The sequence below is a fragment of the Erwinia rhapontici genome, assembly GCF_012271765.1.
Classification (GTDB): domain Bacteria; phylum Pseudomonadota; class Gammaproteobacteria; order Enterobacterales; family Enterobacteriaceae; genus Erwinia; species Erwinia rhapontici.
The window spans coordinates 118,148-142,652 of the sequence record NZ_VRKO01000012.1 but is presented as its reverse complement, the minus strand read 5'-3'; the positions used below and the strand labels follow the sequence as shown (position 1 = coordinate 142,652).

Here is a 24,505-nt window from a genome sequence, read left to right as displayed (position 1 = left end):
CGCAGGGATGCGTCTTTTGCCGCTCCGGCGTGCTCAAACTGGCCCCGGACCTGACGCCAGACGGGAAGCCATTCATTTTTGTGGGGATACCTCAGCGCTGATGCGGGCTTTTTTCTGCATTAACTCCACGCATGGCGCGGTGGGTTAACGCCGTTCAGATAGTAGTTCCCGACATGGAAATACTTCCAGCGCACTGGATCGTGCAGGGTGTGAGTGCGGGCATTGCGCCAGTGGCGGTCAAGCTGATATTCCGCCAGCGTGGAGCGCGTGCCGGCCAGTTCAAACAGCTTGTTACCCGCAAGAATGGCGATCTCGGTGGACAGCACTTTGGCTTCGGCTGTGGCGACGGTAGCGGCGGCCACCGTTTCTTCACTGGGTGTGGTGACAGCAACGTCGATCAGCTCTCCGGCGCGCCACAGCAGCGCTTCGGCGGCATGCAGACGGATTTGCAGGTCGCCGATGGCAGCAATGGTAAAGGGATCATCGCTGGCGCGTTCCTGGCCGCTGTCGATCCACGGGCGTGATTTCTCGCGCACAAAGGCCAGTGTATCGGCCAGCGTACCGCGTGCAATCCCCGTATCCACCGCCGCCTGAATAATTTGAGAAATCGGGCCAGCGGCAGTTGGGCGTTCAAATGCCTGCCAGACGGGAATCAGTCGTTCCTGCGGTGCATGAACATTGTCCAGCAGCACGGTGCCGGACGCAGTAGTGCGCTGGCCAAAGCTCGACCAGTTGTTGATCACTGTCAGGCCCGCAGCATCGCGATCCAGTACCACCAGATTGGCGCGACCTTCTTCATCTACCGCCACGGTATGCACCAGATGCGCCAGCAACGCGCCCGTGGCGTAGAACTTCTCGCCATTCACCACCAGTTCACCGTTATGCGGACGCACTGTTGTTTTGAAATCGGCCACCGTGGCGGTGCCTTTTTCGGAGAACGCGTTGCCCCAGCGTAGTCCCGATAACACGCCTGCCAGCAGCGTCTGCTTCTGGCTTTCCGTTCCGTCCTCCAGCAGATGGGCAACACCCGCCAGGTGATTTTGCGGGATCTGCCCCAGCGCCGAGTCCGCAGCGGAGATAATGGCAATCACCTTCGCGACCGTGGCATAGGAAACACCTGCGCCGCCGTATTCCCGTGGAATATTGATGCCCCACAGGCCGCTTTGGGAGAACGCGTCCAGCTCGGCCACCGGTAAAATACCGTCACGGTCGCGGCGGGCAGCCCCCGGTGCAAACTGCTGCGCCAGCCGTTCCGCGACAGCAATCGCTTCAGCATCACTGGTAATGATATTCGCAGGCTGTGACGGTCGCGGCAGCGGATCGAAGTGTTCCGGGGAGTTAACATAAAATTCAGTGGCTTCAGCCAGGGATTCGATAGCAGACACAGGCACTCCTTAATGACGGTGACAGGGCGCATTGGCGCGGATAACTCCATCCTGTCACACTGTGTTCACGTCGGTTATAAGGATTCATCGCATCGATTGTTACCGCGCTGATAAGGCGCGGGTTGGGAAACGGGAATAGCGTAGTTTAAGGCGACAGTTGAGTTTTATCGCCAACGTTATTGGATATTTTATGATTTTACTCTTTGTTTTTTATTGGTTATTTGGTTTGTGATAGTTTGACAGTAGCTAAAAAGGAAATAAATAAAAATGAAAGCATTGTTATATTTCATAAAGGATACAGCGTCTGATTTGATCGTGAATATGGTGGTTATTTTCTTGTTTGTTTTTTACTATTTTGTTGTGCCGGATTATTGGTTTTTAAGTAGTCTTTTAACCATCGTTGCAGTCGGTACTGTCAGGATTTTTTTCTCTAAAAAAAACTGATCAACCGCGTCAGCCAATCTCTTCCAGTATCACCACGCAGTTCTCATTTATGCAGTAATCGTCTTGTCTGTATGATCAGCCCCGGCATCGTGCCGGGGCTTTTTTTATCAGAAGGCGTACGACAGGTTGACCGAGTAGCTACGCGGTTCGCCGTAAACCACATAATCGCTGCCCCATGAGTAATAAGAGCGGTCAAAGAGGTTATCGACGTTGGCCTGTACCGCCAATTGTTTGGTGAACTGGTAGCGGGCAAACAGGTTGGCCAGTGGATAGCTGCCCTGGTAGACGCGCTGCACTTCACCATCCGGGCCGGTGGCATCCTGGAAGGTGCGGTTCTGCCAGTTAAGCCCGCCGCCGATGGTCAGGTCCTGCAACATCGGTAAACGATAGCGGGAGAAGAGTTTAAATGAGGTCTGCGGCATATTGCTGTTGAAACGGCCGGAGGTATCTCGCGCCACATAGCGCGTTGCCCCGAAGGTCATTTGCAGGTTGTCGGTGACGGCACCGTTCAGCTCAAACTCCGCGCCTTTACTGACCGCGCCTTTAGCCGCAACATACGCCTGCTCGCTGGAGCCATTCACAAACGTGCCGCTGAGTTCCTGACCCACGTTCTCCTGCTCAATACGGAATACCGCAAAGGTGGCGGTCAGACGCCCATCAAACCAGTCAGACTTCAGGCCGGTTTCATAGTTTTTCCCGGTCACTGGCGACAGATAAGCACCATCAGTACTGCGGTAGGTCTGTGGCTGGAAGATCGAGGTGTAGCTGGCGTAAGCCGACCAGGTGTCATCGATGTCATATACCAGGCCACCGTATGGCGTGATGTTATTTTTGTTCATGTTGCCACTGCTGCCAACGGTGCTCCACTGGGTGTAACGTGCGCCGAGGATCAGCGACAGTGGGTCGGCCAGCGAGAAGCGCGCGGCGGTGTAGGCCGATTTCTGGCGGATCACGTCATCGGCATTCAGATACCAGTCACCCCATTCGGGCTCCTGAACGTTGCCGTTCCAGTTATTATCAAAACTGCCCATCTGCGCATAATCCAATGCACCGTCCACGCTGTAGGTCTGGTTATGCTGGCGGCTGTAGCTGACGCCGGCCATCAACTCATGGTTACGCCCCAGCAGTTCAAACGGACCGCTGGCATAGGTATCAATGGATTCCTGCGTGCGCTTACCGCGATCCAGACTGCCATAGCCGCTGACCCCGGTCCCGGTAACCGCATCGGGGAACTCCATCACATACAGCAGCTTGTCAGCAAAAGTCTGCTCAGCGTGCGTGGCATTGACGCGGAAGGTCCAGCCATTATCAAAGTCATGTTTGACGTTGGCAAAAACCTTACGCGAGTCGAGGCTGTAACGCGTCCAGTCGGCCGACGGATTGAGGTTGCGGCTGTAATGGGTGCGCGAACCGTTGCTGTACCAGGTCGGCAATCCACCCCAGGTCGGGTTGCCGGTGTTGCTCTCCTGATAGTCGTAGCCGAGCGACACCGTGGTGTTGTCGGTCACATCGGCATCCAGCACGCCGTAGAGGAACTTTTTGCTTTTATGGTAGCGATCCAGCCAGCCGTCCTGATCCTGATAACCGGCGATAACGCGGCCACGCACGGTGCCTTCTTCATTCAGCGGGGCAGAGAGGTCGGCCACGTAACGCTGGGTGTTCCAGCGGCCATAGCTGGCGCTCAGATTGCCGGTCACGGTCTTGCTGTCGGCATGTTTGCGTACCATATTGACCGACGCCGACGGGCTGCCCGCACCGCTCATCAGCCCGGTTGCGCCGCGCACGACTTCGATGCGGTCATAGATGGCGGTGTCTTCTCCGGCATCGCCGTAGTTCCAGTTATCTGCCGCTGAGGTAGGGATATCATCGAAGGTGTAGTTGGTGATCTGGAAACCGCGAGAGAAGTAAGAGGAGCGTTCGCTGTCAACCAGCTGGGTGGCGATCCCGGTGGTGTTATCCAGCACCTCGCCCACGGTTTGCAGATTTTGATCCAGCATTCGCTGCTCGGTGACGACGCTTAATGACTGCGGGACATCGCGCGGGGTCATCAGCATTTTGGTGCCGGCGCGGGTGGTTTTGACTGTGTAATCCTGCTTCTCGCTGGCGGCGGTGTCATCTGCAGTGGCATCCACCACCATTTCCTGCGGGGAGGCGGCTTCCTGCGCCATGGCCGGGTTAACCAGCGCATGGATCATCAGCGCCAGCAGTGAAACGGACAACGTCGTTTTTTGGCCCGGCACGCGCAGAGGCGAGCCCATTCCCCTGGTGTGGGATGAGAAGGTGCGGGAAGACATGGTTTTTCCTTGTGCGAAATAGGGAATAACAAAAAGCGTGGCCATTTTTTATCGGTCAGTCACGGGCCAGATGGCCCCGAGACAGGGTGGCGCAGCTAAAGTTCAATACTAATGATTATGATAATCATTTTCTTTTATAGAATCATTGTTATTTTTTTGACACCACCTGAAACACGGTGTGTGTTTGTTGTTAGATCAGTGGTTTGATAGTGATGTTGACCCGATCCCATCGCAATATGGCCTGAAGGGGGATCGCTGACTGTCCTGATATCATCGATAATGTTTTTCGGGCCAGGTTAAGCACCGGCACTGCCAACAGGCATAACATTAAGGTGAATATCGATGAAAATTACTCAGGTGCGCAATGCGACTCAACGGATTGTTTATGCAGGAAAGACGTTTCTAATCGATCCCATGCTATCCAAAAAAGAGGCATGGCCGGGGTTTCCAGGCACTGTCCGCTCAGAAATCCGTAATCCGATGGTTGAGCTGCCCTTCGATGTGCCAGTATTACTGGACGTTGACGCCATCATTGTTACCCATACGCATCAGGATCATTGGGACGAAGCAGCCGTGGCGCTCATTCCAAAAGAGAAGCTGATTTTTGTGCAAAATGACAGTGATGAACAGCTTCTGCGATCGCAAGGGTTCAGTAACCTGGTGGTGCTGGCTGAAACCAGTCAGTTTGGCGACATATCGCTCATCAAGACCCGCTGCCAGCATGGGTCTGATGAGGCTTATGCCAACCCTCAATTAGCGGAGCGACTTGGAGAGTCCAGTGGGATTGTGTTTCAGCACCCGGATGAGAAATCACTTTATCTGGTGGGTGACTCCATCTGGATCGATGCCGTTGAGGATAATATGCGTAAATATCTGCCCGGCGTAGTGATAATGAACACGGGCTGGGCGCATGTTCTGGGATATGGTTCGATTATCTTCGGTAAAGAAGATGTCCTGAAAGCCCATCTTGTGCTGCCAGAAGCCCAGATTGTTGCTACCCATATGGAAGCCATCAATCATTGCCTGGTGACTCGCCAGGCGTTGCTGGAGTATGCACGGATTAATCATCTGGAGGATTTTGTCAGCGCACCTGCAGACGGAGAGTCAGTCACGTTCTAATATCCTCAAATCAGTCCGGGAGTGTTGTATGTCTGTGGCATCGGTTGCGATTGTTGTTACTGAAGGGTTCAGCACCTTTCACGTGTCAGTTCCACTGATTCTGTTTGGGGATGCCACGACAGATGACACGCTGTTTACACGCCTTATCTGTACCGAGACGCCGGGACTCATCTGGTCAAAAGAAGCAACCGCAATCCAGGCGGACCACGGGTTTGATGCGCTGGCGCAGGTGGATATTGTTATCGTGCCCTTCTGGAACCAGGTTGAGAAACGCCCGCCGCAGCCGTTGCTTGATGCCCTGGTCAAGGCGAGAGCAGGGGGCAGCCAGATTGTGGGATTATGTCTGGGGACGTTTGTACTGGCTTATGCCGGGCTGCTTGATGGGCGCCAGGCCGCGACACACTGGGAATATGAAGCGATTTTCCGCACATTATTCCCGAACGTTCATTTGAATGTGAATGCGCTTTATGTGGAAGACGACGGCCTGATCACTTCTGCAGGGACCGCTGCCGCGTTGGACTGTTGCCTGCACGTTATTCGGCAGCGTTTGGGAAGCCAGATCGCGAATCAGATCGCAAGGAGAATGGTGACGCCTCCGCATCGTGACGGTGGCCAGGCTCAGTTCATTGAACAGTCAATCCCGCACAATACGACAGATAACAGAATGAATATGCTACTCGACTATATGCAAAGGAACCTTCAGTTACCCCACGATCTTGATTCTTTGGCTAACAGGGCGTCAATGAGCCGCAGGACGTTAACCCGGCATTTTAATAAAGCCACCGGTATGTCCGTGGTCGAATGGCTAACCGTGGCGCGACTCTATCGTAGCCAGGAACTCCTTGAAACGCTGGCGATGCCTGTAGAACAGGTGGCCGGGCAGGTAGGATTTCAGTCCGCTGTGACCTTTCGACAATTGTTTCGCGAAAAATTCGGCGTCAGCCCGAGTGAGTGGCGTAAAACATTTCGTCTCACGGAATAAAACAGGACGTTAAAAGGGGCGATTTTCCGCCCATTTTAACGTCAGTACGAAGAAAATTCGACTTTCTTGGTACTGGGGAACCTCTGACTTATGCGCGACCAGGTTATCAAGCCCCCTTAACGAGAAGACGCCGCCGATCGCCCTGGTGACGTTCTGAGATGCTGCGTTGGCAGGGCGGTGGTGTATTTCACCTGGCTTAAGGCGAAGCTGGAACGAATACTGGATACGCTCTCTATCTGCGTCAGGCAATCCATCATCAGCAACTGATATTTTTGCAGATTTTCCACCACCACCCGCAGCAGAAAATCCGACTCCCCGGTCATCAGATAGCACTCCATGACCTCCGGGCGTTCGCTGATGGCATCGGTGAAATGCCGCAGTGACACTTTGTCCTGCTGCTTCAGCGAGACATGCACAAAGACGTTCACCGCCAGGCCAAGGCTCAGCGGATCGGCCAGCATCACTGCGCCTCTTAAAACGCCTTTTTCCTTCATTTCCGTGACTCTGCGCCAGCAGGGGGAGGTGGACAGGCCCACGCGTTCCGCCAGCTCAGCGTTGCTGATATCCGCATTTTGCTGCAACAGATCCAGTATGCGCAGACTGGTTTCATCCAGTTCAATCGTGTCTTGGGGCATATTTTACCTGTAAATTGTGTTTTGACGGAAACCGTTTCTTTTTTTAGCGTTATGGCGGGTAATTAGAACAGCTTTTCCTGTAACGGGAAAATAAAATCATCACATCGATGCACAGTGAGTGATGATGATGAGTAACGTGAAAACAGCCGTACAGAATGCCGGGCAGCATTCAATGAAAACCACGGTTTTGTGGCTGCTGGTGATGGTGGTTTTATGGGGGCTTAGCTGGCCTGCCACCAAGATGGCGCTTAACGATGTGCCGCCGTTATGGCTTGCGGCGATCCGTTTCGGCAGCGCCGGAGCCTGTCTGTTTCTGTTTGTCGCGGTTAAAAAAGAGCTGAAACTGCCGGCCAAAAGCGATATGCCCGTGATCCTTAGCATCGGCATTTTCCAGATGGTGGTCTTCACCGGATTAGGGATGATCGCCATGCAATACACTGATACCAGCCATGCAGTACTGCTGGCGTATACCACGCCGCTGTGGGGGATCCTCTCTTCCTGGCTGCTGTTGCGCCATACGCCATCTTTCATTCAGATCATTGCGCTGTTAACCGGGCTGGTGGGTATCGGGCTGATCTGCTCTCCGCTGGAAATGAACTGGTCCGCACCTGGCGCCGTGATGGGCTGTGCGTTTCTGATTACCGGTGCCATCTCGTGGTCACTGGTGATTATCCATGTGAAGCACCATAAGTGGACGGCAACGCCGCTATCACTGGCCCCCTGGCAAATGCTGATTGCCACCATTCCACTGATTTTCTTTGCCCGTTTACTTGATGGCCCCGTTGAGGCGATCCATTTCAGCTCCGGCCTTCTCTGGCTGCTGTTCTTTATTGGCCCGGTTGCCACCTCAGTCTGCTTTGTCATCTCGTCTGAACACGGGCGGCGCATCAGCGTGTTTGCCATGTCCAGCTTTACGCTGGGCGTACCATTGATTGGCGCGCTGGCATCGGTGGTCTTTCTGGGTACCTCGCTATCAGGGCTGTTTATGACAGGTCTGGCTCTGGTGTTCGCCGGGGTGAGTATGACCGCCTTTTCCGCCGGGAAAACCCGACCGCACTCCTGAATGCGATCGCACCAGAACTTCTGATATTCCAGGCAAAACCATGACTGACGTTGCCACAGATAACTGATAGGGTCCCCATTTCGTTATGGGGCCTGTCAGGTTATGCGCGCAGCACCCAAACAGAGGAAAGATTCACGTTATAACCGGATGCCCACCACAAGGAGGATGTATGGCTCAGGATATGTTTATCAAAATCAATGGTATTGAGGGCGAATCACTCGATCATTCTCATAAAGGGGAAATTGAGGTTTTAAGATGGAACTGGTCAGTCGCTCAGCCAGCGAATATGCACTCGGGAAGTGGCGGAGGTTCGGGAAAATCAACCGTACACGATTTATATTTCAAACATTACATTGATAAATCCTCGACCACTCTCATTCAATATTGCCTTGCGGGAAAACATATCCCGGAGGCTATTCTGACCGTCAGAAAAGCCGGTGGTTCTCCATTAGACTTCTTAACAATAACCCTGCAAGAGCTGATTATTACCAGCGTAGAGCCGATGGGTATGAACCACATGCCAATGCCGATAGAAAGAGTCGGCCTCAGTTTTTCAAGAGTGAAATTAGAATACGTACCACAGAGCGCAGAAGGAAATAAACTGGGTGTGGTAGCGATGGGTTATGACATTAAAGCCAACGCGATTATTTAGTACATTTATAAAGGAGTATAAAATGTATATCGATGAAGATGGTTATATTTATGATGATCGCATTGAGCGAAAAATATTTAAAACGATTGAGAGAGGGGTTCTCGATAGCGTTAATGGTATTGTGGTGCATCAAACTGCCAGTCCGACAGCTCAAAGCACCTTTAACAGTTATGGCAACAAATCGGCCAACGGTGCACATTTTTTGATCGACAAGGATGGCAAGGTTTATCAAACGGCTTCGTTATTCAAAATGACCTGGCATGTTGGTCTGGTGCAGTCAAAATGTTTTTTACAGAAAGTATGCCAACCGACTGAAGTGCGCTTATTGGCATTACATACCCAAAGATTTTGGGAAAGAGAGATTTCTCAAGAAATATCCAATATAGAGAGAGGGAAGAACTTCCCTGACCGGTTCCCAAATAATACTGACAGTATAGGCATTGAAATCGTTGGAATGGCTGTTGGGCCTGAGAATAAAAAAGTTTTCGAATCTGTCACTGATGAACAAAATCGATCCCTTAAATGGCTGGTGTCAGAGCTGACTCGTCAATTTCAAGTGCCCATGACTGAGGTTCACCGACATCCTGATATTGGAAGGAAAAACACAACCGAAGCGAGCACAGCAAAATGGGAATGAAAGAAATATTAATTATTTTTTTATGTTCTACTTCACTAGCTGTACAGGGCAGGCAAGTAGAACACATTGAGGTTATTGAAGGGGGGCATTACGATGGCCTTGCTGAAGATAAAGATGGGTATGCTAAGTGGTGTGAATTATTCAACCCTACGACAGAACAACTTATCAATTATTTTTCTAAAGCTGAAGAGACTGATTATAGCGGTGAATGGCTGCATGAATATTACTCCCCGTGTATAGCATCTGGTACCGTTACGTTCAAAGATGGTGCATATGGCACTTGGGGACTACACTCCAGTGGTCTTGGTGGCGTTACTTTTAAAGATAAAGAAAATTACGGAAAAGAAAAATCGTTTCTTTATCTTGATAATGCATGGGAAGACTAATGCTACTGGATATGAGCACAGCCAAATGGGAATAATAAAAGTCATTTTTTTATTTTTATTACTTGTTCCTGTATTTACTCAGGCAAGAGAAGTAAGCCAGATTAACATCGTTAAGACAGGTGCTTACGATAGCGAGGGCAGATATGAGTACGAAAAGGAAGGGTGTAAGACATTTAACCCGACTAAGGAGCAGCTTATCCATTACTTCACTAAAGCCGAAGAATCAGCCTCTAACAGCGAGTGGATGGATGACTATTATTCACCTTGCGTGGCATCCGGCACAATCACATTTAAGGATGGCTCTTCTGGCGAGTGGAGAATTCACTCCAGCGGACTTGGATGGGTAGATTTTACCAAAGGGAAAAGACAGTATTTTTACTACATCGACAATTCATGGGAAGAAGAATGAAAATCGTAAGTATCCTGTCTCGATGCCTCGCTATTTAAGAACCCTCCGCAAGCACAAGTTATGCGCGGAGCGGCCCAGCTTGAGGTAAACCGGACGTCACGCGGCATGAATGCCGGAAGTCGAGGCCCGCAGGGAGGCGGATTTTGCCGATCCACAGAGTGCAGAAGGAAATAAACTGGGTGTGGTAGCGATGGGTTATGACATTAAAGCTAGCGCGATTATTTAGTGCATTTATAAAGGAGTGTAAAATGTATATAGATGAAGATGGTTATATTTATGATGATCGCATTGAGCGGAAAATATTTAAAACGATTGAGCGGGGAAGCCTCGATAGCGTTAATGGTATTGTGGTGCATCAAACTGCCAGTCCGACAGCGCAAAGTACCTTTAACAGTTATGGCAACAAATCGGCTAACGGAGCGCATTTTTTGATCGACAAGGATGGCAAGGTTTATCAAACGGCTTCATTATTCAAAATGACCTGGCATGTTGGTCTGGTGCAGTCCAAATGTGTTCTACAGAAAGTATGCCAACCAACAGAAACACGTCTGCTCGCATTGCATACTAAAGCTTATTGGAAAGATGGAATTTCGCAGGAAATATCCAATATAGAAAGAGAGAAAAGTTTCCCTGCGCGATTCCCAAACAATACTGACAGCATTGGCATTGAAATGGTTGGCCTTGCTATTGGCCCTGATAATAAGGAGGTTTTTGAGGCGGTTACCGATGAGCAAAACCAATCACTTAAATGGCTGGTGTCAGAGTTGACTCGTCAATTTCAAGTGCCCATGACTGAGGTTCACCGACACCCCGATATTGGAAGAAAAAACACAACCGAAGCGAGTACAGCAAAATGGGAATAAAAATAACATTGATCTTTATTTTATTATCTTCTTCATTGGCTGTTCATGCAAGGCAGGTGGAGCATGTAGAGGTTATTGAGAGCGGCCATTATGATGGACTTGCTGAAGATAAAGATGGGTATGCTAAGTGGTGTAAACTTTTCAACCCCACTAAAGAGCAGTTAATTAATTACTTTGCTAAGGCTGAAGAAGCTGATTATATCGGCGAGTGGCTTCATGAACATTATTCTCCTTGTGTAGCATCAGGTACTGTGACTTTCAAAGATGGGTCCTATGGGACCTGGGGGTTGCACTCCAGTGGTCTTGGTGGCGTTACTTTTCAAGATAAAAATAATTTTGGGAAGAGAAAGTCGTTCCTTTATCTGGATAACGCATGGGAGGACGAATGAAAATTGTAAACATCCTGTCTCAATATCTCGGGATATAAGAACCCACCGCAAGTACATTTTCTGAGGGGATGGGGCCAGTTTGAGGTAAGCCGGACGTCACGCGACAGGACGTCGCGTGCCGAGGCCCGCAGGGATGCGTCTTTTGCCGCTCCGGCGTGGTCAAACTGGACCCGGACCTTACACTAAATAGCCAGCGACTAAAAACTGGAGATATCGCAGACATAAAAACATTACAACCCGGTACTAAAAGTAATCAGCCCCAGCAGAATACCCGGGGTGTTGGCAATCAGCGGTGGAAGAAGAGGTTGAAACCCCGGCGTGCCATTGCGCGGCACGCCGGGGTTTTTATGTCATCAGGAGAGGGTCATCAACGGTGTCAGTGGCTTAATAACGCCCTGGGACTGATGTTTATCCAGCTGATAGTCGTCGCTGTTAACCACCAGCACCGGGGTAGTGAGGTCGTAACCCGCCGCTTCGATTTCGGCCTTATCAAATGTCAGCAGCGGCGTCCCGGCCGTGACCCTGTCACCTTCTTTCACCAGCGGGTGGAAGTGCTTGCCCTGCAGGTTAACGGTGTTCAGGCCCACGTGGATCAGTAGCTCGGCACCGTTATCACAGAGAAGCCCGATAGCATGATGAGAATCAATCAACGTGGCCACCACGGCATCACACGGTGCCACCACCTGGCCTTCACTCGGGCTGATGGCGATGCCGTCACCCAGCATTTTTCCGGCAAACGTTTCATCGTTAACACTTTCCAGCGCGATTGCCGTACCCGACAGCGGGCTGAATAGTGCCAGGTTCTGTGCCGGAGCCGGAGCCGGAGCTGGAGTAGCGGTAGTTGCAGTCGCAGCAGGAGCCTGCTGACTTTTTTCACTCAGGATTTCTTCATCAATCGGATCTTCAAAGCCGACAAACTGCACCATGACAATCGTCAGGATAATGGCTGTGGCGCTGCCCGCCAGTTCACCAATAAACGACATCGGGGCATCGGGGCTGATGGCATTGACGAGGGTAAACAGACCCGGCAAGGCGGCATACGCGTAGTAGAGTGAGCCAAACATACTGGCCACGACGGCACCAATGGCGCCACCAATACAGCCGCAGATAAACGGTTTTTTGAAACGCAGCGTCACACCGTAGATAGCCGGTTCGGTGATACCGAAAATCGCAGTGACACCGGCAGATAAGGAGGTCGCTTTCAGCGCCCGGTTACGCGTTTTCAGGAACACACCAAACACGGCGGCCATCTGACCGATCACCGCAATCGTCTGGTAGGCCTGGAAGGAGTCATAACCCTGTGTATCGAAGTTCGCCATTATCACCGGCGTAATGCCCCAGTGAACGCCGAAGATCACAATAATCTGCCAGACACCGCCAATAACGGCAGCCGCAACGGCAGGGGCAAAGGCAAACAGGGCGTTATAACCACTGGCAATGCCCATCGCCGCCCAGGTGGTGATCGGGCCAATCACAATCAGCGTCAGGGGCACAATCACCACGAAGCAGATCAGCGGTGTGAACAGGGCGCTGATCACCTCCGGCAGGATTTTCTCAACGCGTTTTTCAAGCCAGGAGAGCGCCCAGACAAGGAACAGCGGCGGTAATACCGATGAGGTATACACGGTTTTGGCCAGCGGGATAAACAGGAAACTGATGGTTTCGCCCCCGGCAATCCGGCCTGCCATGGATGTCCATTCCGGGTTAATCAGGGCGCAACAGCAGAGCACGGCGATAAACGGATTACATTTGAAGTGCCTGGCCGCGGTAATCGCGATAAACACCGGCAGGAAGGCAAACGGTGTCCACGACATAAAGTTGAAGATGGCAAAGGTGCCGGAGGTTTTAATATCCGCATCAATCAGGCCGACGACAATTAAGATCCCCTGAAGAATACCGGCGGCAGCAAGAATATAAACGATGGGCGCGAACACCGCCGACATGGTACCGATGACGGCATCCAGCACACGCGTTTTCTGTTTAGCGGTGCCGCCGGCGTGCTGCTCGCCAATCAGTGACGAGAGGGCATTGAACACATCGGCCACGTGGGTGCCGATCACCACCTGAAACTGTCCACCGCTCTCAACCACGGCGATGACGCCCGGCAGGCTCTGGACTTTCGCCTTAGCGCCATCCGGCGTTTCATTTAGTACCAGACGCAAACGGGTCGCACAGCGCGAGAAGGTATTGATATTATTTTCACCGCCGACCTCGTGAAGAATATCAGTTGCTAACTTATTGTAATCCCTGATAACTGCCATATTGTCAGACCTTTTTATTATGGGTAGCTGGTTATGTAACAGAGGGTGAAACTGATTTGATGCTATCAGTGAAACCGATTTCTGCAACCGGTTTCATATCAGAGCGTGAGCTGTTTCACAGGGTTTCATTTCGGGCTACAGGGCAGTGGATGTGAGAGCTAAACCACGGTGAAAACGCTGAAGGGGGGCTTATGCATCATCACGAATGCAGAGGTTAAATCGCGTACAGGTCGCTTGTAGCAGTGGCTGGCGGGGTGTCAGGGGCGGCAAAAAATAGTGCCATTTTATAAGAATTTTTACCTGCCCGAGGTCAACAACAAGGCCTATATTCTGCAGCAAAGGAGCAGTGGTTCTTCCAGGGGATGGAAAAGAACAATAAAACGTTAACTTTTTGCCTTCCATTATGCGTAATGGTAATGAGGTTTTTATGTTGTTAAAACGCAGCGGTACTATTGCCATTGTTTTGCTGGTGACTCTTTCAGTAACGGCCTGTGGCATGTCTCATCGTGGCAGAAACACCGCTATTGGTGCGGGTGTGGGGGCGGTGGGTGGTGCGGTCCTGACCGGAGGCAGCACCTGGGGAACACTGGGCGGCGCAGCCATCGGTGGTGTAATTGGGCATCAGGTCAGCCGTTAAGCTGACCTGCGCTAACCCGATAAGAAAGCGTACGATTAAGGCCTGCGATACAGGGCAATGCTGCGACCTTCCAGCTCGACATTTTTCTCTTTGGTGATCACCTGGCCGGGTGTGGCTCTGTCCGATGTGCAGAGTTCCAGTACCCAGCCACCTTCGCCAAACTGCGGGATCAGGAAGGGCACATTGCCCTCAAATGGGTTAAACAACATCAGCACGTCATGCCAGATGCTCTCCTCCTCCGTCAGGTCTGCCCGGCCAATATAGACGCCGAGCGTTGAACCTTCATCCCACTGTTCCGGCTGCTGAAAACCACCGCCTGCATTAAACCACTTGATATCCATATTATCGCGCCAGCTTTCACGCCGCAGTAAAGGCTGAGCGGTGCGCAGGGCGATCAGCTGGCGGGTAAATTCACGCAGCATTTCGCCGCTTTCCGGTACATCGTCCCAGTTAATCCAGGAGATGTCGTTGTCCTGGCAGTAGCCGTTATTGTTGCCGCGCTGGCTGCGACCAAATTCATCACCCGCCAGCAGCATCGGTGTCCCGTGGGAGAATAGCAGGGTGGCGAGAAAGTTACGCTTCTGACGTTCACGTATCGCGTTGATCCCTTCATCTTCCGTTGGTCCTTCGACACCGTAATGCCAGGAGCGATTATCATTATGACCATCGTTGTTGTCCTCGCCGTTGGCGTCGTTATGTTTGTTGTTGTACGACACCAGGTCATTCAGCGTAAAACCGTCGTGGGCGGTGATGAAGTTGACGCTCTCCCAGGGACGACGCCCGCGCTGATCGTAGAGGTCGCCTGAGCCCAGCAAACGAGCCGCGAACTCGGTTGAGACATTGTCTCCCTTCCAGTATTCCCGCACCGTGTCACGGTATTTATCGTTCCATTCCGCCCAGCCGGGTGGAAAAGCGCCAACCTGATAGCCGCCTGGGCCAATATCCCAGGGCTCGCCAATCAGCTTCAGACGCGACAACACCGGGTCCTGCATGATGGCATCGAAAAAACCGCCGCGGGGATCGAAGCCCCCCGGTTCACGGCCCAAAATAGTGCCCAGATCGAAGCGAAAACCGTCGATATGCATCGATTCTGCCCAGTAACGCAGGGAATCCATTACCATCTGTAATACCCGGGGATGTGAGGTGTTGACCGTATTGCCGGTGCCGGTGTCGTTGATGTAATAACGGTGCTGATCCGGCAAGGTGCGATAGTAAGAGAAGTTATCAATGCCTTTAAAGGACAGCGTCGGGCCGAGTTCGTTACCTTCTGCCGTGTGGTTATACACCACGTCGAGGATCACCTCGATCCCGGCATCGTGGAAGGCGCGCACCATATCGCGGAAACCCTGAATGCCGTTAGGGCCAAAGTAGCGCGAAGCCGGAGAGAAGAACGCGAGCGAATTATAGCCCCAGAAGTTCTTCAGCCCTTTGTCCAGCAGGTGCTGATCGTCCGGGAACCAGTGGACTGGCAGCAATTCAACTGACGTCACGCCAAGGCTTTTGATGTAATCCACGACGGCCGGATGGCCCATGCCTTCATAGGTGCCGCGTAGCGCTTCAGGTACCGCACTGTTCAACTGGGTAAAGCCTTTGACATGCGCTTCGTAGATCACGGTGGTTGACCAGGGGACCACCGGGCGATTTTCATCATGCCAGAGGAATTCATCCGGATCGATAACCCGGCATTTGGGGGTATACGGGCCGCTGTCCCGGGTATCAAAGGTCAGGTCCTTCTCATCATCATACAAATCGTAAGCAAAGTGCGCCTCATTCCACTCAATATCCCCTGACAGTTCACGGGCATACGGGTCGATCAGCAGCTTATGCGGATTAAAACGATGTCCGTTTTCCGGTTCATAGGGACCATAAACGCGGTAGCCGTAGAGTGCACCCGGTTGGAGCCCCCGCACATAGCCATGCCACACTTCATGGGTGTATTCCGGCAGTTCCAGTCTGGCGATCTCCTGCTGTCCGCTGGGGTCATAGAGGCACAGCTCAACGCGCTCAGCGTGCGCGGAGAAGAGGGCGAAATTCACCCCTTCACCATCAAAATTGGCCCCCAGCTGGTGGCTTAACCCGGCTTCGATGACATAAGGTGTTGCGTTCGACATAGCGTTCTTTTCATCCCTTGGCAAATGGTAAGCGGTAGCGTCTGTTATTCACTTTTCTGGATGCTATTCACTGCTGAGTATCAGCGGCAAACCCGTGTCTGTGACAGCCAGCGTGATCTGATCGGTCACAAACATCACTTCTCCGCTGAGGATATTACGGTAGCGACGGTGGGAAAGCGGTGCCGTCAGCGCGATGGTGGTCGAGGCAGAAGGCGCCGTCTGATCAGATTCTCCGGCGTTATCCGGCAGCTTCAGCGCCAGACGCGGGGCAATCACCATCAGCGCATGGGTACTGTCCAGCCGGGCGAAGAGGATCAGATGGTCTTCGCGCGGGCCTTGTGCACTCAGCGGCAGATAATCGCCATGACGAAACAGTGCCGGACGGGCCTGACGCAGCTGTAGCAGGCTGGCGATCACATGCTGGTTGAGCTGGCCGCTCAGCCAGTGCGCCGGATCGCTATCCAGCGGCGTTTTGTGTGCCGTCAGCATCTGTTGCAGTGCGGGAAAGTCCGGCTCCCGGCGGTTATCCGGATCGATCAGACTGAAATCGAGCGTTTCACTGCCCTGGTAAATATCCGGAACGCCTGGCGCAGTCAGTTTCACCACCGTCTGGGTAAGACTGTTCACCAGCCCGGCCTGGATAAACGGTTGCAGCGAAGCGGTGAAATCATGCAAAAAGTCGGTATTAGCCGGCGAGAGCAGGTGACGCGCATAGTCGAGCACCGCATTCTCGTAGTCATCGTTTACGGCAGTCCAGTTGGTACGCTGCTTCGCTTCGCGCAGTGCTTTTTGCACATAGGCGAGAAAACGCTCTTCCAGCGCCGCCAGCCCGGCGTGATCCCGGGGCTGAAGCGTCGCAGGCCAGACACCGGCCAGCGCCTGGTAGAGCATCCACTCGACAGAGGGTTTTGGCGCCCGGCCATCGTCAAGCGTCACCACGCAGCTGCGGTTCATCTCGCACCAGCGCGCCACGCACGCAGCCCAGTGCGCCGGGGCCTCGGAGAGTGTATAAAGCCGCGCCCGGGCATCTTCGCCGCGTTTGGTATCATGCGTGGTGGTGCCGGAAAGGGCATCCGGCTGTCGCTCAAGGCGCACTTTCATCTCTGCGTGAAAGCGGTCAAGCGAGAAGGCACGCGGCAGCGGTTCCGCGCCAACCTCATTCAGCGCCAGCGACATGTGCTGGCGGAAGAACAGGGTATCTTCGACCGATTTCGCCATCAGCGGGCCAGTCAGTTGCTGGAAACGGATGCGGAACGTGGTGGCCTGCTGACGCGTGTGTGCCGGGATGTCGCCCGTGAGAATGCGCAGAATCAGATTAAGTGCGGCCGGGTCAGGGGCATCGGTACGGTTTTTGACGTGGTTTGCCACCTGTTGCAATAATTCGCTATCGGCCGCAGGCAATCCGTTTTCCGTGCCGTAAGTGCGGTACACCGGGAAGGCAATCAGCAGTTCGCGCAACGCCTGCCGCAGATTGTTCTCCGGCAACAGCGCATTTTCCTCTGCGGCAATATCACCGGCGAGGGTCAGCAGCGTGCTGAACTCACCGGCAAAGTTCTTATCCACCATCAGCCGCTTTGCTTCTCGCAGTTCGGCGGCCATATTCACTGGCTTATCCAGCACATCATTGTAGATTTTGCGCAGGGCGCTGATTTGACTGCCATCGACCAGCGCATCGGAGAGCGCTGCCATAAACTCATAGCCGGTGGTGCCGGAAACCGGCCAGTCGCTCGGCAGCTGTTCATCTTTGCCAAGGATTTTCTCTACGGTGATATAGCAGTCCGGGCCTGCCTGCTGGCGCAGGCGCGTCAGATACGCCTGTGGGTTGGCCAGCCCGTCCACATGGTCAACCCGCAGCCCGTCAACGGCACCGGAATGGACCAGTTCGAGGATCAAACGGTGGGTATCATCAAACACGCCGCGATCCTCAACCCGCATTCCCACCAGTCCGGTGATTTCAAAGAAACGGCGGTAGGAGAGTTCATTGGCCGCATCACGCCAGCACATCAACCGCCAAGGCTGACGCTGGTGGAGTGCCGCCATCTCCGACCGATCGGTGAGTGCCAGCACATCGGCTTCGCATTCCTGCCAGGTTTCCGGTTTCAGCGGGTAGAAGGTGTCGTAGTACGCCAGCGCGGGTTTACCGCTGTCGGGATCGGCTTGCACCGTGATCTCATTGTTATCCAGCGCCGTCTCAAAGGCATCGCCCAGGAACGGCAGCGTCAGACGGCGTGACCAGTCGATATCAAAATGCCGCGCGTAGCGGCTTGCCTCACCGTGTTCAACCACATCGCGCCACCAGGCATTTTCCAGCGAGGCCGCCATATGGTTCGGCACGATGTCGAGGATCAGTCCCAGCCCGGCATTTTTCAGCGCGCTGACCAGACGGTCAAACCCCGCACGGCCGCCAATCGACGGGTCGATCTCATTGGCATCCGTGACGTCATAGCCGTGAGTTGACCCGGTGGTCGCCGTAAAAATCGGCGAAGCATAGAGATGGCTGATACCCAGCTGTTTCAGGTAGGGCACGAGGCTGGCAGCGCGATCAAACGTCATGCCGTTACGAAACTGAATACGCCATGTGGCGGTTGGAATGGTCATTTTTCCTCTCCTGGCAGAAGACGAACCACGATGGCGTGCTGTGGCAGATCCTGCGTATCAGCCGGCCAGGCGAAAATCGTTTTGCCGGGCAGCGCGGGCAGTGGCTGCGTTGAGTCACCGATGTTCAGAGCAATGGATAACTGGCCCCGGGGGAAGGTCCAGCTGACGGCCACAAACCCCGGTGCGGTCTTCAGCACCTGGCCTGCATGACCGCCCGCAGTCCCCAGCAGCGGCACGATAACGTTTTGACGCAGTGTCAGCAGCTGTCTGGTCAGCGCCAGCCAGGCTTTGCCCTCTGCGCTGTCAGGCTTATGCCAGTCGAGCTTAGAACGGGTGAAGGTGGTTTCCGCGTTCGGATCGGGGACGACTTCCCCTTCATGCCCCGCGTGGCCTTCGAACTCTCTGGCTCGCCCTTCGCGTACGGCCCGCGCCAGATCGCCATGAAAATCAGTAAAGAACAGGAACGGGTTGGTCTCGCCATACTCTTCGCCCATCAGCAGCAGCGGGATATGCGGTGAGAGCAGCAGTGTGGCCAGCAGCACTTTGTTACGGTCGGCCCCGGTCAGGGTGAGCAACCTGTCGCCCTGCGCGCGGTTGCCCACCTGATCATGATTCTGGATAAAATCAACAAACGCCGCAGGGGGCTGACCGCGACTGTCGACGCCGCGCGCTTCGCCAGACTGAACGGCAACCTCACCCTGATAGACAAAGCCTTCCGTCAGCGCCCGCGCCACGCCTTTTTCTGGGTGGTCGGCAAAGTCCTGGTAATAGGCATGGGTTTCCCCGGTGGCGAACACATGGATCGCATTATGGAAGTCATCATTCCATTCACCGTTAAACAGCGGGGCGTTGCCGTCAGCGTCGCGTGGATGCAGGAAAATCACGTTACGGCAGTCTTCGGTCGTCAGATGGATCGGCCGCTCAGGCAGTTCAGCGCGGATGCGTTGGGCAATCTCAATCAGGATATGGGGGTCGGTGGTGTCTTCAATCTGGTCGATGGCATCGAAACGCAGGCCATCGAGGTTAAACTCCCGCAACCAGTAAAGCGGTGCTTCTGCAATATACTGACGCACGGCCTCGACATCATGGGCGATACCCGCTCCCCAGGGCGTCATCCGCTCCGGGTGGAAGAAGTCGGGGGACAGCAGCGGCAGATAATTCCCCTGCGGACCAAAATGATTTAGCACGATATCCAGCACCACCGAGATGCCGTAACCGTGCGCCGCATCGATAAAGGCTTTAAAATCATCCGGTGTGCCGTAGGCTGCATGGGGCGCATACAGCAGAACGCCGTCATAACCCCAGCCACGACGGCCACCAAACTGCGCCACCGGCAGCACTTCGATCATCGTGATGCCCAGCTCCGCCAGGTAAGGGAGTTTTTCTGCCGCCGCCTGGAATGTGCCCTGCGGCGTAAAGGTGCCGATATGCAGCTCATAGACCACGGTTTCTTCCCAGCGCCGTCCTGACCACTGGGTGTTCTGCCAGACGTAAGCGGTGGGGTCGATCACCAGCGAAGGGCCATCGACATCATCACGCTGCGCGCGGGAAGCGGGGTCCGGCACCGTCATGCCATCGGCAAGTACAAACTGATACTCCGCACCGGGTAATACGCCGCTGACCAGCTGCTCAAACCAGCCGTTTCCCGTGGGCTGCATGTCCGTTTCTTTGCCAGAAAGCCGGAGTTTGACCTTGTTCTGGCCCGTGGCCCAGAGGCGAAAACGAACGGTATCGGTGGCCACATACTCGGCGCCCCAATGTTTTAAATATGATCGGGTTTCCATTCACTGTCCTCGTTTTATCCAGCGCTCGGGGATCGCTGGCAACACAACGGCGCTCCGCTACTCTGAGCGTTAGTCGGAAAAGGTGTTATCGGGATCGGGATAGCTGTCAGGCCATAACAATCATAGACTAAGATGTAGGGACAAGTGATAACCCCAGGCAAGATGGAGAACCGATGAGCATCACTATCAGAGCATTCCAGGCCAGCGATCTTGATGCTGCTATTACGCTGTTTCAGGGCGCGGTGCGTCAGATAGCCTCACAAGATTACAACCCGGAACAGATTGACGCCTGGGTGCAGGTAGACAGGACGGCCTGGGAGAAACGATTCAAAGAGAGTCAGTGCTGGTTAGCGATCCGCAATGGGGAGCTCGCCGGGTTTGGCAACGTGGAGTATGACGGACATCTGGATATGTTATTTACCGATCCCCGGCATCAGCGCTGCGGTGTGGCAACCGCGCTGCTAAAGTGGCTGGAGCTGGCGGTAGTGAAGATGGACATCCCGGTTATCTATACCGAGGCGAGCATTACCGCGAAACCCTTCTTTATCCGACACGGCTTCCAGTTGGTTGAAGCCCAGCAGGTGTCGGTGCGTGGCCAGAGTTTTATCAATTATCGATTGCGTAAGATATTGATGTAAAAAGGGGGGTTATGGGTTTAACACCCGATCCCCGCAGGACAAAACAGGGGATCAGGTAGGGCTGAATTACTCAGACTTCCGCATCAAAAATCACATACAGCTTACGCATCTCGGTTTCCACCACCCAGGTGCCTTCGGTGTTGGCTTCGAAAAAGAAGGAATCACCCGCTTTGAAGGTTAACGTCTCTTCACCGTCGGGTGTAAATGACCCGGAGCCACCGAGGAAATGCATAATTTCAGCCTGTTTAACCGAGCGACGATAGCTGCCCGCGCCACACTGAAAAATCCCGGTATCAATATCTTCCTTCCCCGGAATCACTTTTTGCAGGCCGGAGAGCTTGATGGCAGAGGTGCCCGGCAGGCCTTCAACGGTTCCCCATGACTCCAGCGATTCGATGGCGGCGGGCTGTTCTATTTTCTGCACTTTCATCAATATGATTCCTCAGGTGACGGTATTACGGCGGCTATCAAGGATTAAAAAACACATAAGGGTGTTATCCCGGTTCGTTATCCAGATTAAGGGGTTTACTGAACAGATTACGGAATTTATCGGCCGTCAAATAACAGATTTGCGTGTAAAGCGGGCTGAGATTGGTAGAAACTTTTGCGCAGGATGCGAGGGGGATAAAGCAGGATCGGCAGGGCGGTAGCCTGCTGATCCTGCGGGTTATTTTAGTGCGTGGAGGCGGCCTGACCCCAGCGGCTTTTCAGGTAATTTACCGCATCCTGAGTCTGTGGCTGGTTGAGATAGTTTTCTCTGAACAGGATGGTGCCATTAATATTCGGTAGCGACTCATTCAAGTCGAGCTGTTTTTTCAGCTCCGGCACGCCTCCCTGTACCGTCCAGTCTGGCTCATTCTTCGACGGTTCCCCGACTTTATACAGCGCAATGCCGATATACAGGCGCGTGCTGGTGGGTTTCACCACCTCTGCCCACCATTTTGCCAGCACATCGTAGCGTGCCGCCTGGCGTGCGAAAGGCCAGTACACCTGCGGGGCAATATAGTCCAGCAGGCCTTGTTGCACCCAGCGGCGGGTGTCGGCGAAGGATTCATCATAGGCTGCCGCGCCCCGTGTATCGGAGCCTGCCGGATCGTGTGACAGATTGCGCCATACGCCAGCCGGGCTGACGCCGAATTCGACATCCGGTTTTAACTGTTTGATGGTGCGCGACACCTGCTCGATCAGCTGCTGCGTGTTGTGCCGCCGCCAGTCTGCCTTACTAGTGTATCCCTGACCGTATTGCCGGAACGTCTGGCTGTCATTGAGGGCAGATCCCGGCGATTCCGTATAGAAATAGTCATCGAACTGCACGCCATCGACAGGATAGTGCGCCACCACTTCAGCGACGATGCTGGTGATCCAGTCGCGCACTTCCGGGATGCCGGGGTCAAGCACAAAACGATCCCCCGAGGTGCGGATCCAGTCGCGATGCAGTACATAGACGCTGGCAGGTTGCTGCGACAGCGTGCGGTTCAGTTCGGTAACGGTAGAGGATTGGGTATTCACCGATACGCGATAAGGGTTTAACCAGGCATGCACCTTCATGCCGCGTTTATGCGCTTCGTCGAGCATAAACTGCAACGGATCGTAGCCCGGATCCTCGCCAATGTTCCCGGTCAGCATATCTGACCACGGCAGGATTTTTGACGACCATAGCGCCGTACCATCGGGTTTTACCTGGAAGAATACGGTATTGATGCCGAGACTTTTCAGTTTATCCAGCTTATCGGTCAGCGCTTTTTGCTGCAGGCTGATACGCAGCGCCGCACTGCTGACATTGACCGAAGCGATCGGCGGCCAGTCCAGCCGCGAAACGGTCGCCAGCCAGACGCCACGCATCGGTTCCTTCGCCAGCTCAGGCCGGGTTGGCAGTGGCTGTTTTGCCACCGGAGGGAGCGGGGTGACCAGCGATTTCGGCGGTTCGGAAGAACAACTGAACAGCAACAGCGCGGCGATAGCCAGTGCGGCCGACCTTTTAAGGGCGATGACGGCGGGAATACGGCGAGAACGGGTGATGGTATGCTCCGGTTCTTTCTGATGGGCGAGTGATAAGAAGATTCTCTTATTTCAGGCCGTAAAGTCAATGGATTAGGGGGCGTGGAAGCGTATATCGCACTGGCTAACCTGTTCAACAATCTGCAAAAATAGATTAATCTGTTCAATCATTTTAGCATGCTTATATCTGCTCTGATCATGCCCGAATTGCAAATGTTGAGTAGGTGGATCACGCCTCTTTCTCCCCTTGTGGAACCCGTTAATGGATATCATTGGCATTATTATGTCGGCAGGGCGAACCTCTGTTGATGTTGCACTTTACACCCTGATCCCGGTGATGGTAGTCATGCTGATTATCATGAGATATCTGGAACAGAAGGGCGTGCTTGACGCGATTGTGCGTGTGATGACGCCGATATTCAGGCCATTTGGCATCACCGGACTGGCTATTTTTGCGCTGATCCAGCTGAACTTTGTTAGTTTCGCCGCACCGCTGGCGGCGCTGGCGATTATGGAGAAACGCGGCACTTCCGACCGTCACCTCGCGGCAGCCCTGGCGATGCTTTTTGCCATGGGCCAGGGGAACGTGTTTTATCCCCTTATCCCTTTTGGCCTGCACTGGGGCGAAGCCGTGATCATTTCAATCGTCGGGGGGCTGGCTGCGGCGGCGTTCACCTATCACCTTAGCGGGCGCAGGCTGTCGACGGATTCTCTGCCGCTGGCGGAAAAAGAGAGACTGGAGGGTAATGCGCCTCAGGGGCTGATCGCCGTCATTAACGGTGCCGGTTCAGACGCAATTCGCCTGGCGTTGGGATCCGTTCCCATGCTTCTCCTGTCGCTGACGGTGGTGGGCATACTGAAAGCGGCCGGGGCGATTGAAGGGCTGACCGCACTGCTTGCCCCGCTGCTCGGCATGTTCAATATCCCGGATATCTTTGTTATGCCGGCACTGACCAAAATGCTGGCAGGGGGCACCGCATATTACGGCGTGATGACGGAGCTGATACAGAAAGGGCTGATCACACCTCAGCAGATTAACGCCTCTGCTGGCTTAATGATTCAGACCTTTGATCTGCCTGGCATCGGTATTTTTCTGGGTATTGCCAGTCGCTTTGTCAGGCTGTTTCGTTACGTCATTCCCGGTGTTTTGCTGGGTATCCTGCTACGCACAGTGATCCATCTGCTACTTAACCATTAATTCGTAACCTGAGGGAGTGCAT

Annotated in this window: 21 protein-coding genes; 12 read left to right on the top strand and 9 right to left on the bottom strand. The window is 53.6% G+C overall.

What is annotated here, in order from left to right; genetic code table 11:
- Positions 1 to 119: 119 nt before the first annotated feature.
- Together FVB43_RS10745 and fhuE are read right to left on the bottom strand one after the other, a co-directional pair.
- Positions 120 to 1,376: an SfnB family sulfur acquisition oxidoreductase gene (locus tag FVB43_RS10745; protein WP_420361208.1), complete on the bottom strand. Its 1,257-nt coding sequence runs from the start codon at positions 1,374 to 1,376 to the stop codon at positions 120 to 122.
- Positions 1,377 to 1,936: 560 nt separating this feature from the next.
- On the bottom strand, positions 1,937 to 4,087 hold the full coding sequence (gene fhuE / locus FVB43_RS10740) for a ferric-rhodotorulic acid/ferric-coprogen receptor FhuE (RefSeq protein WP_167864008.1): 2,151 nt from the start codon (positions 4,085 to 4,087) through the stop codon (positions 1,937 to 1,939).
- A gap of 378 nt (positions 4,088 to 4,465) precedes the next feature.
- Here fhuE and FVB43_RS10735 point away from each other — a divergent pair, with 378 nt between their 5' ends.
- Both FVB43_RS10735 and FVB43_RS10730 read left to right on the top strand, forming a co-directional pair.
- Positions 4,466 to 5,242 carry an MBL fold metallo-hydrolase gene (locus FVB43_RS10735; protein WP_133846582.1) on the top strand — a complete coding sequence of 259 codons (777 nt, stop codon included), beginning with the start codon at positions 4,466 to 4,468 and terminating at the stop codon, positions 5,240 to 5,242.
- A gap of 28 nt (positions 5,243 to 5,270) precedes the next feature.
- Positions 5,271 to 6,224 carry a GlxA family transcriptional regulator gene (locus FVB43_RS10730; RefSeq protein ID WP_167863967.1) on the top strand — a complete coding sequence of 318 codons (954 nt, stop codon included), beginning with the start codon at positions 5,271 to 5,273 and terminating at the stop codon, positions 6,222 to 6,224.
- A 116-nt stretch (positions 6,225 to 6,340) separates the two neighbouring features.
- Here FVB43_RS10730 and FVB43_RS10725 read toward each other — a convergent pair whose 3' ends face one another.
- Complete coding sequence (locus FVB43_RS10725; RefSeq protein ID WP_133846580.1) at positions 6,341 to 6,859, bottom strand: Lrp/AsnC family transcriptional regulator; 519 nt, start codon at positions 6,857 to 6,859, stop codon at positions 6,341 to 6,343.
- Between the two features lie 136 nt (positions 6,860 to 6,995).
- On the opposite strand from FVB43_RS10725, the gene FVB43_RS10720 reads away from it, so the two are divergent.
- The 7 genes from FVB43_RS10720 (at position 6,996) to FVB43_RS10690 (ending at position 11,258) form a co-directional block, all read left to right on the top strand.
- Positions 6,996 to 7,922 (top strand): DMT family transporter, encoded by a 927-nt coding sequence (locus tag FVB43_RS10720; protein WP_197931279.1) that lies wholly within the window; start codon positions 6,996 to 6,998, stop codon positions 7,920 to 7,922.
- 169 nt (positions 7,923 to 8,091) lie between these two features.
- Positions 8,092 to 8,574, top strand: coding sequence for an Hcp family type VI secretion system effector (locus tag FVB43_RS10715; RefSeq protein WP_167863965.1), 483 nt, complete (start codon positions 8,092 to 8,094; stop codon positions 8,572 to 8,574).
- A gap of 22 nt (positions 8,575 to 8,596) precedes the next feature.
- Positions 8,597 to 9,211, top strand: coding sequence for a peptidoglycan recognition protein family protein (locus FVB43_RS10710; RefSeq protein WP_167863964.1), 615 nt, complete (start codon positions 8,597 to 8,599; stop codon positions 9,209 to 9,211).
- Complete coding sequence (locus FVB43_RS10705) at positions 9,208 to 9,597, top strand: hypothetical protein (protein WP_159338130.1); 390 nt, start codon at positions 9,208 to 9,210, stop codon at positions 9,595 to 9,597. Before FVB43_RS10710 ends, FVB43_RS10705 begins: the two co-directional genes overlap by 4 nt.
- Positions 9,518 to 10,006, top strand: a complete 489-nt coding sequence (locus FVB43_RS10700) for a hypothetical protein (RefSeq protein WP_166653766.1) — start codon at positions 9,518 to 9,520, stop codon at positions 10,004 to 10,006. Before FVB43_RS10705 ends, FVB43_RS10700 begins: the two co-directional genes overlap by 80 nt.
- A gap of 248 nt (positions 10,007 to 10,254) precedes the next feature.
- Positions 10,255 to 10,869 (top strand): peptidoglycan recognition protein family protein, encoded by a 615-nt coding sequence (locus FVB43_RS10695; RefSeq protein WP_133846574.1) that lies wholly within the window; start codon positions 10,255 to 10,257, stop codon positions 10,867 to 10,869.
- Positions 10,860 to 11,258: a hypothetical protein gene (locus tag FVB43_RS10690; RefSeq protein WP_133846573.1), complete on the top strand. Its 399-nt coding sequence runs from the start codon at positions 10,860 to 10,862 to the stop codon at positions 11,256 to 11,258. The genes FVB43_RS10695 and FVB43_RS10690 overlap by 10 nt, the downstream gene beginning before the upstream one ends.
- 353 nt (positions 11,259 to 11,611) lie before the next feature.
- On the opposite strand, the gene FVB43_RS10685 is transcribed toward FVB43_RS10690, so the two are convergent.
- Positions 11,612 to 13,519 carry a beta-glucoside-specific PTS transporter subunit IIABC gene (locus FVB43_RS10685; protein ID WP_167863963.1) on the bottom strand — a complete coding sequence of 636 codons (1,908 nt, stop codon included), beginning with the start codon at positions 13,517 to 13,519 and terminating at the stop codon, positions 11,612 to 11,614.
- Positions 13,520 to 13,946: 427 nt separating this feature from the next.
- Between FVB43_RS10685 and FVB43_RS10680 the strand changes: the two genes are divergently transcribed.
- Complete coding sequence (locus FVB43_RS10680) at positions 13,947 to 14,156, top strand: glycine zipper 2TM domain-containing protein (protein ID WP_133846571.1); 210 nt, start codon at positions 13,947 to 13,949, stop codon at positions 14,154 to 14,156.
- Between the two features lie 35 nt (positions 14,157 to 14,191).
- On the opposite strand, the gene glgX is transcribed toward FVB43_RS10680, so the two are convergent.
- From glgX to treZ, 3 genes are all read right to left on the bottom strand, one after another.
- Positions 14,192 to 16,267 carry a glycogen debranching protein GlgX gene (gene glgX / locus FVB43_RS10675; RefSeq protein ID WP_167863962.1) on the bottom strand — a complete coding sequence of 692 codons (2,076 nt, stop codon included), beginning with the start codon at positions 16,265 to 16,267 and terminating at the stop codon, positions 14,192 to 14,194.
- Between the two features lie 63 nt (positions 16,268 to 16,330).
- Positions 16,331 to 18,865: a malto-oligosyltrehalose synthase gene (gene treY / locus FVB43_RS10670; RefSeq protein ID WP_167863961.1), complete on the bottom strand. Its 2,535-nt coding sequence runs from the start codon at positions 18,863 to 18,865 to the stop codon at positions 16,331 to 16,333.
- On the bottom strand, positions 18,862 to 20,649 hold the full coding sequence (treZ, locus tag FVB43_RS10665) for a malto-oligosyltrehalose trehalohydrolase (protein WP_167863960.1): 1,788 nt from the start codon (positions 20,647 to 20,649) through the stop codon (positions 18,862 to 18,864). The genes treY and treZ overlap by 4 nt, the downstream gene beginning before the upstream one ends.
- 173 nt (positions 20,650 to 20,822) lie before the next feature.
- Between treZ and FVB43_RS10660 the strand changes: the two genes are divergently transcribed.
- Positions 20,823 to 21,287, top strand: coding sequence for a GNAT family N-acetyltransferase (locus tag FVB43_RS10660; protein WP_133846567.1), 465 nt, complete (start codon positions 20,823 to 20,825; stop codon positions 21,285 to 21,287).
- A 70-nt stretch (positions 21,288 to 21,357) separates the two neighbouring features.
- Here FVB43_RS10660 and FVB43_RS10655 read toward each other — a convergent pair whose 3' ends face one another.
- Positions 21,358 to 21,717: a cupin domain-containing protein gene (locus FVB43_RS10655; RefSeq protein ID WP_133846566.1), complete on the bottom strand. Its 360-nt coding sequence runs from the start codon at positions 21,715 to 21,717 to the stop codon at positions 21,358 to 21,360.
- 242 nt (positions 21,718 to 21,959) lie between these two features.
- Entirely contained in the window at positions 21,960 to 23,288 is a 1,329-nt protein-coding gene (locus tag FVB43_RS10650; protein WP_242462141.1) for a glycoside hydrolase family 10-like protein, read from the bottom strand.
- Positions 23,289 to 23,547: 259 nt separating this feature from the next.
- Between FVB43_RS10650 and FVB43_RS10645 the strand changes: the two genes are divergently transcribed.
- On the top strand, positions 23,548 to 24,483 hold the full coding sequence (locus FVB43_RS10645; RefSeq protein ID WP_167863959.1) for a nucleoside recognition domain-containing protein: 936 nt from the start codon (positions 23,548 to 23,550) through the stop codon (positions 24,481 to 24,483).
- The last annotated feature ends 22 nt before the right edge of the window (positions 24,484 to 24,505 follow it).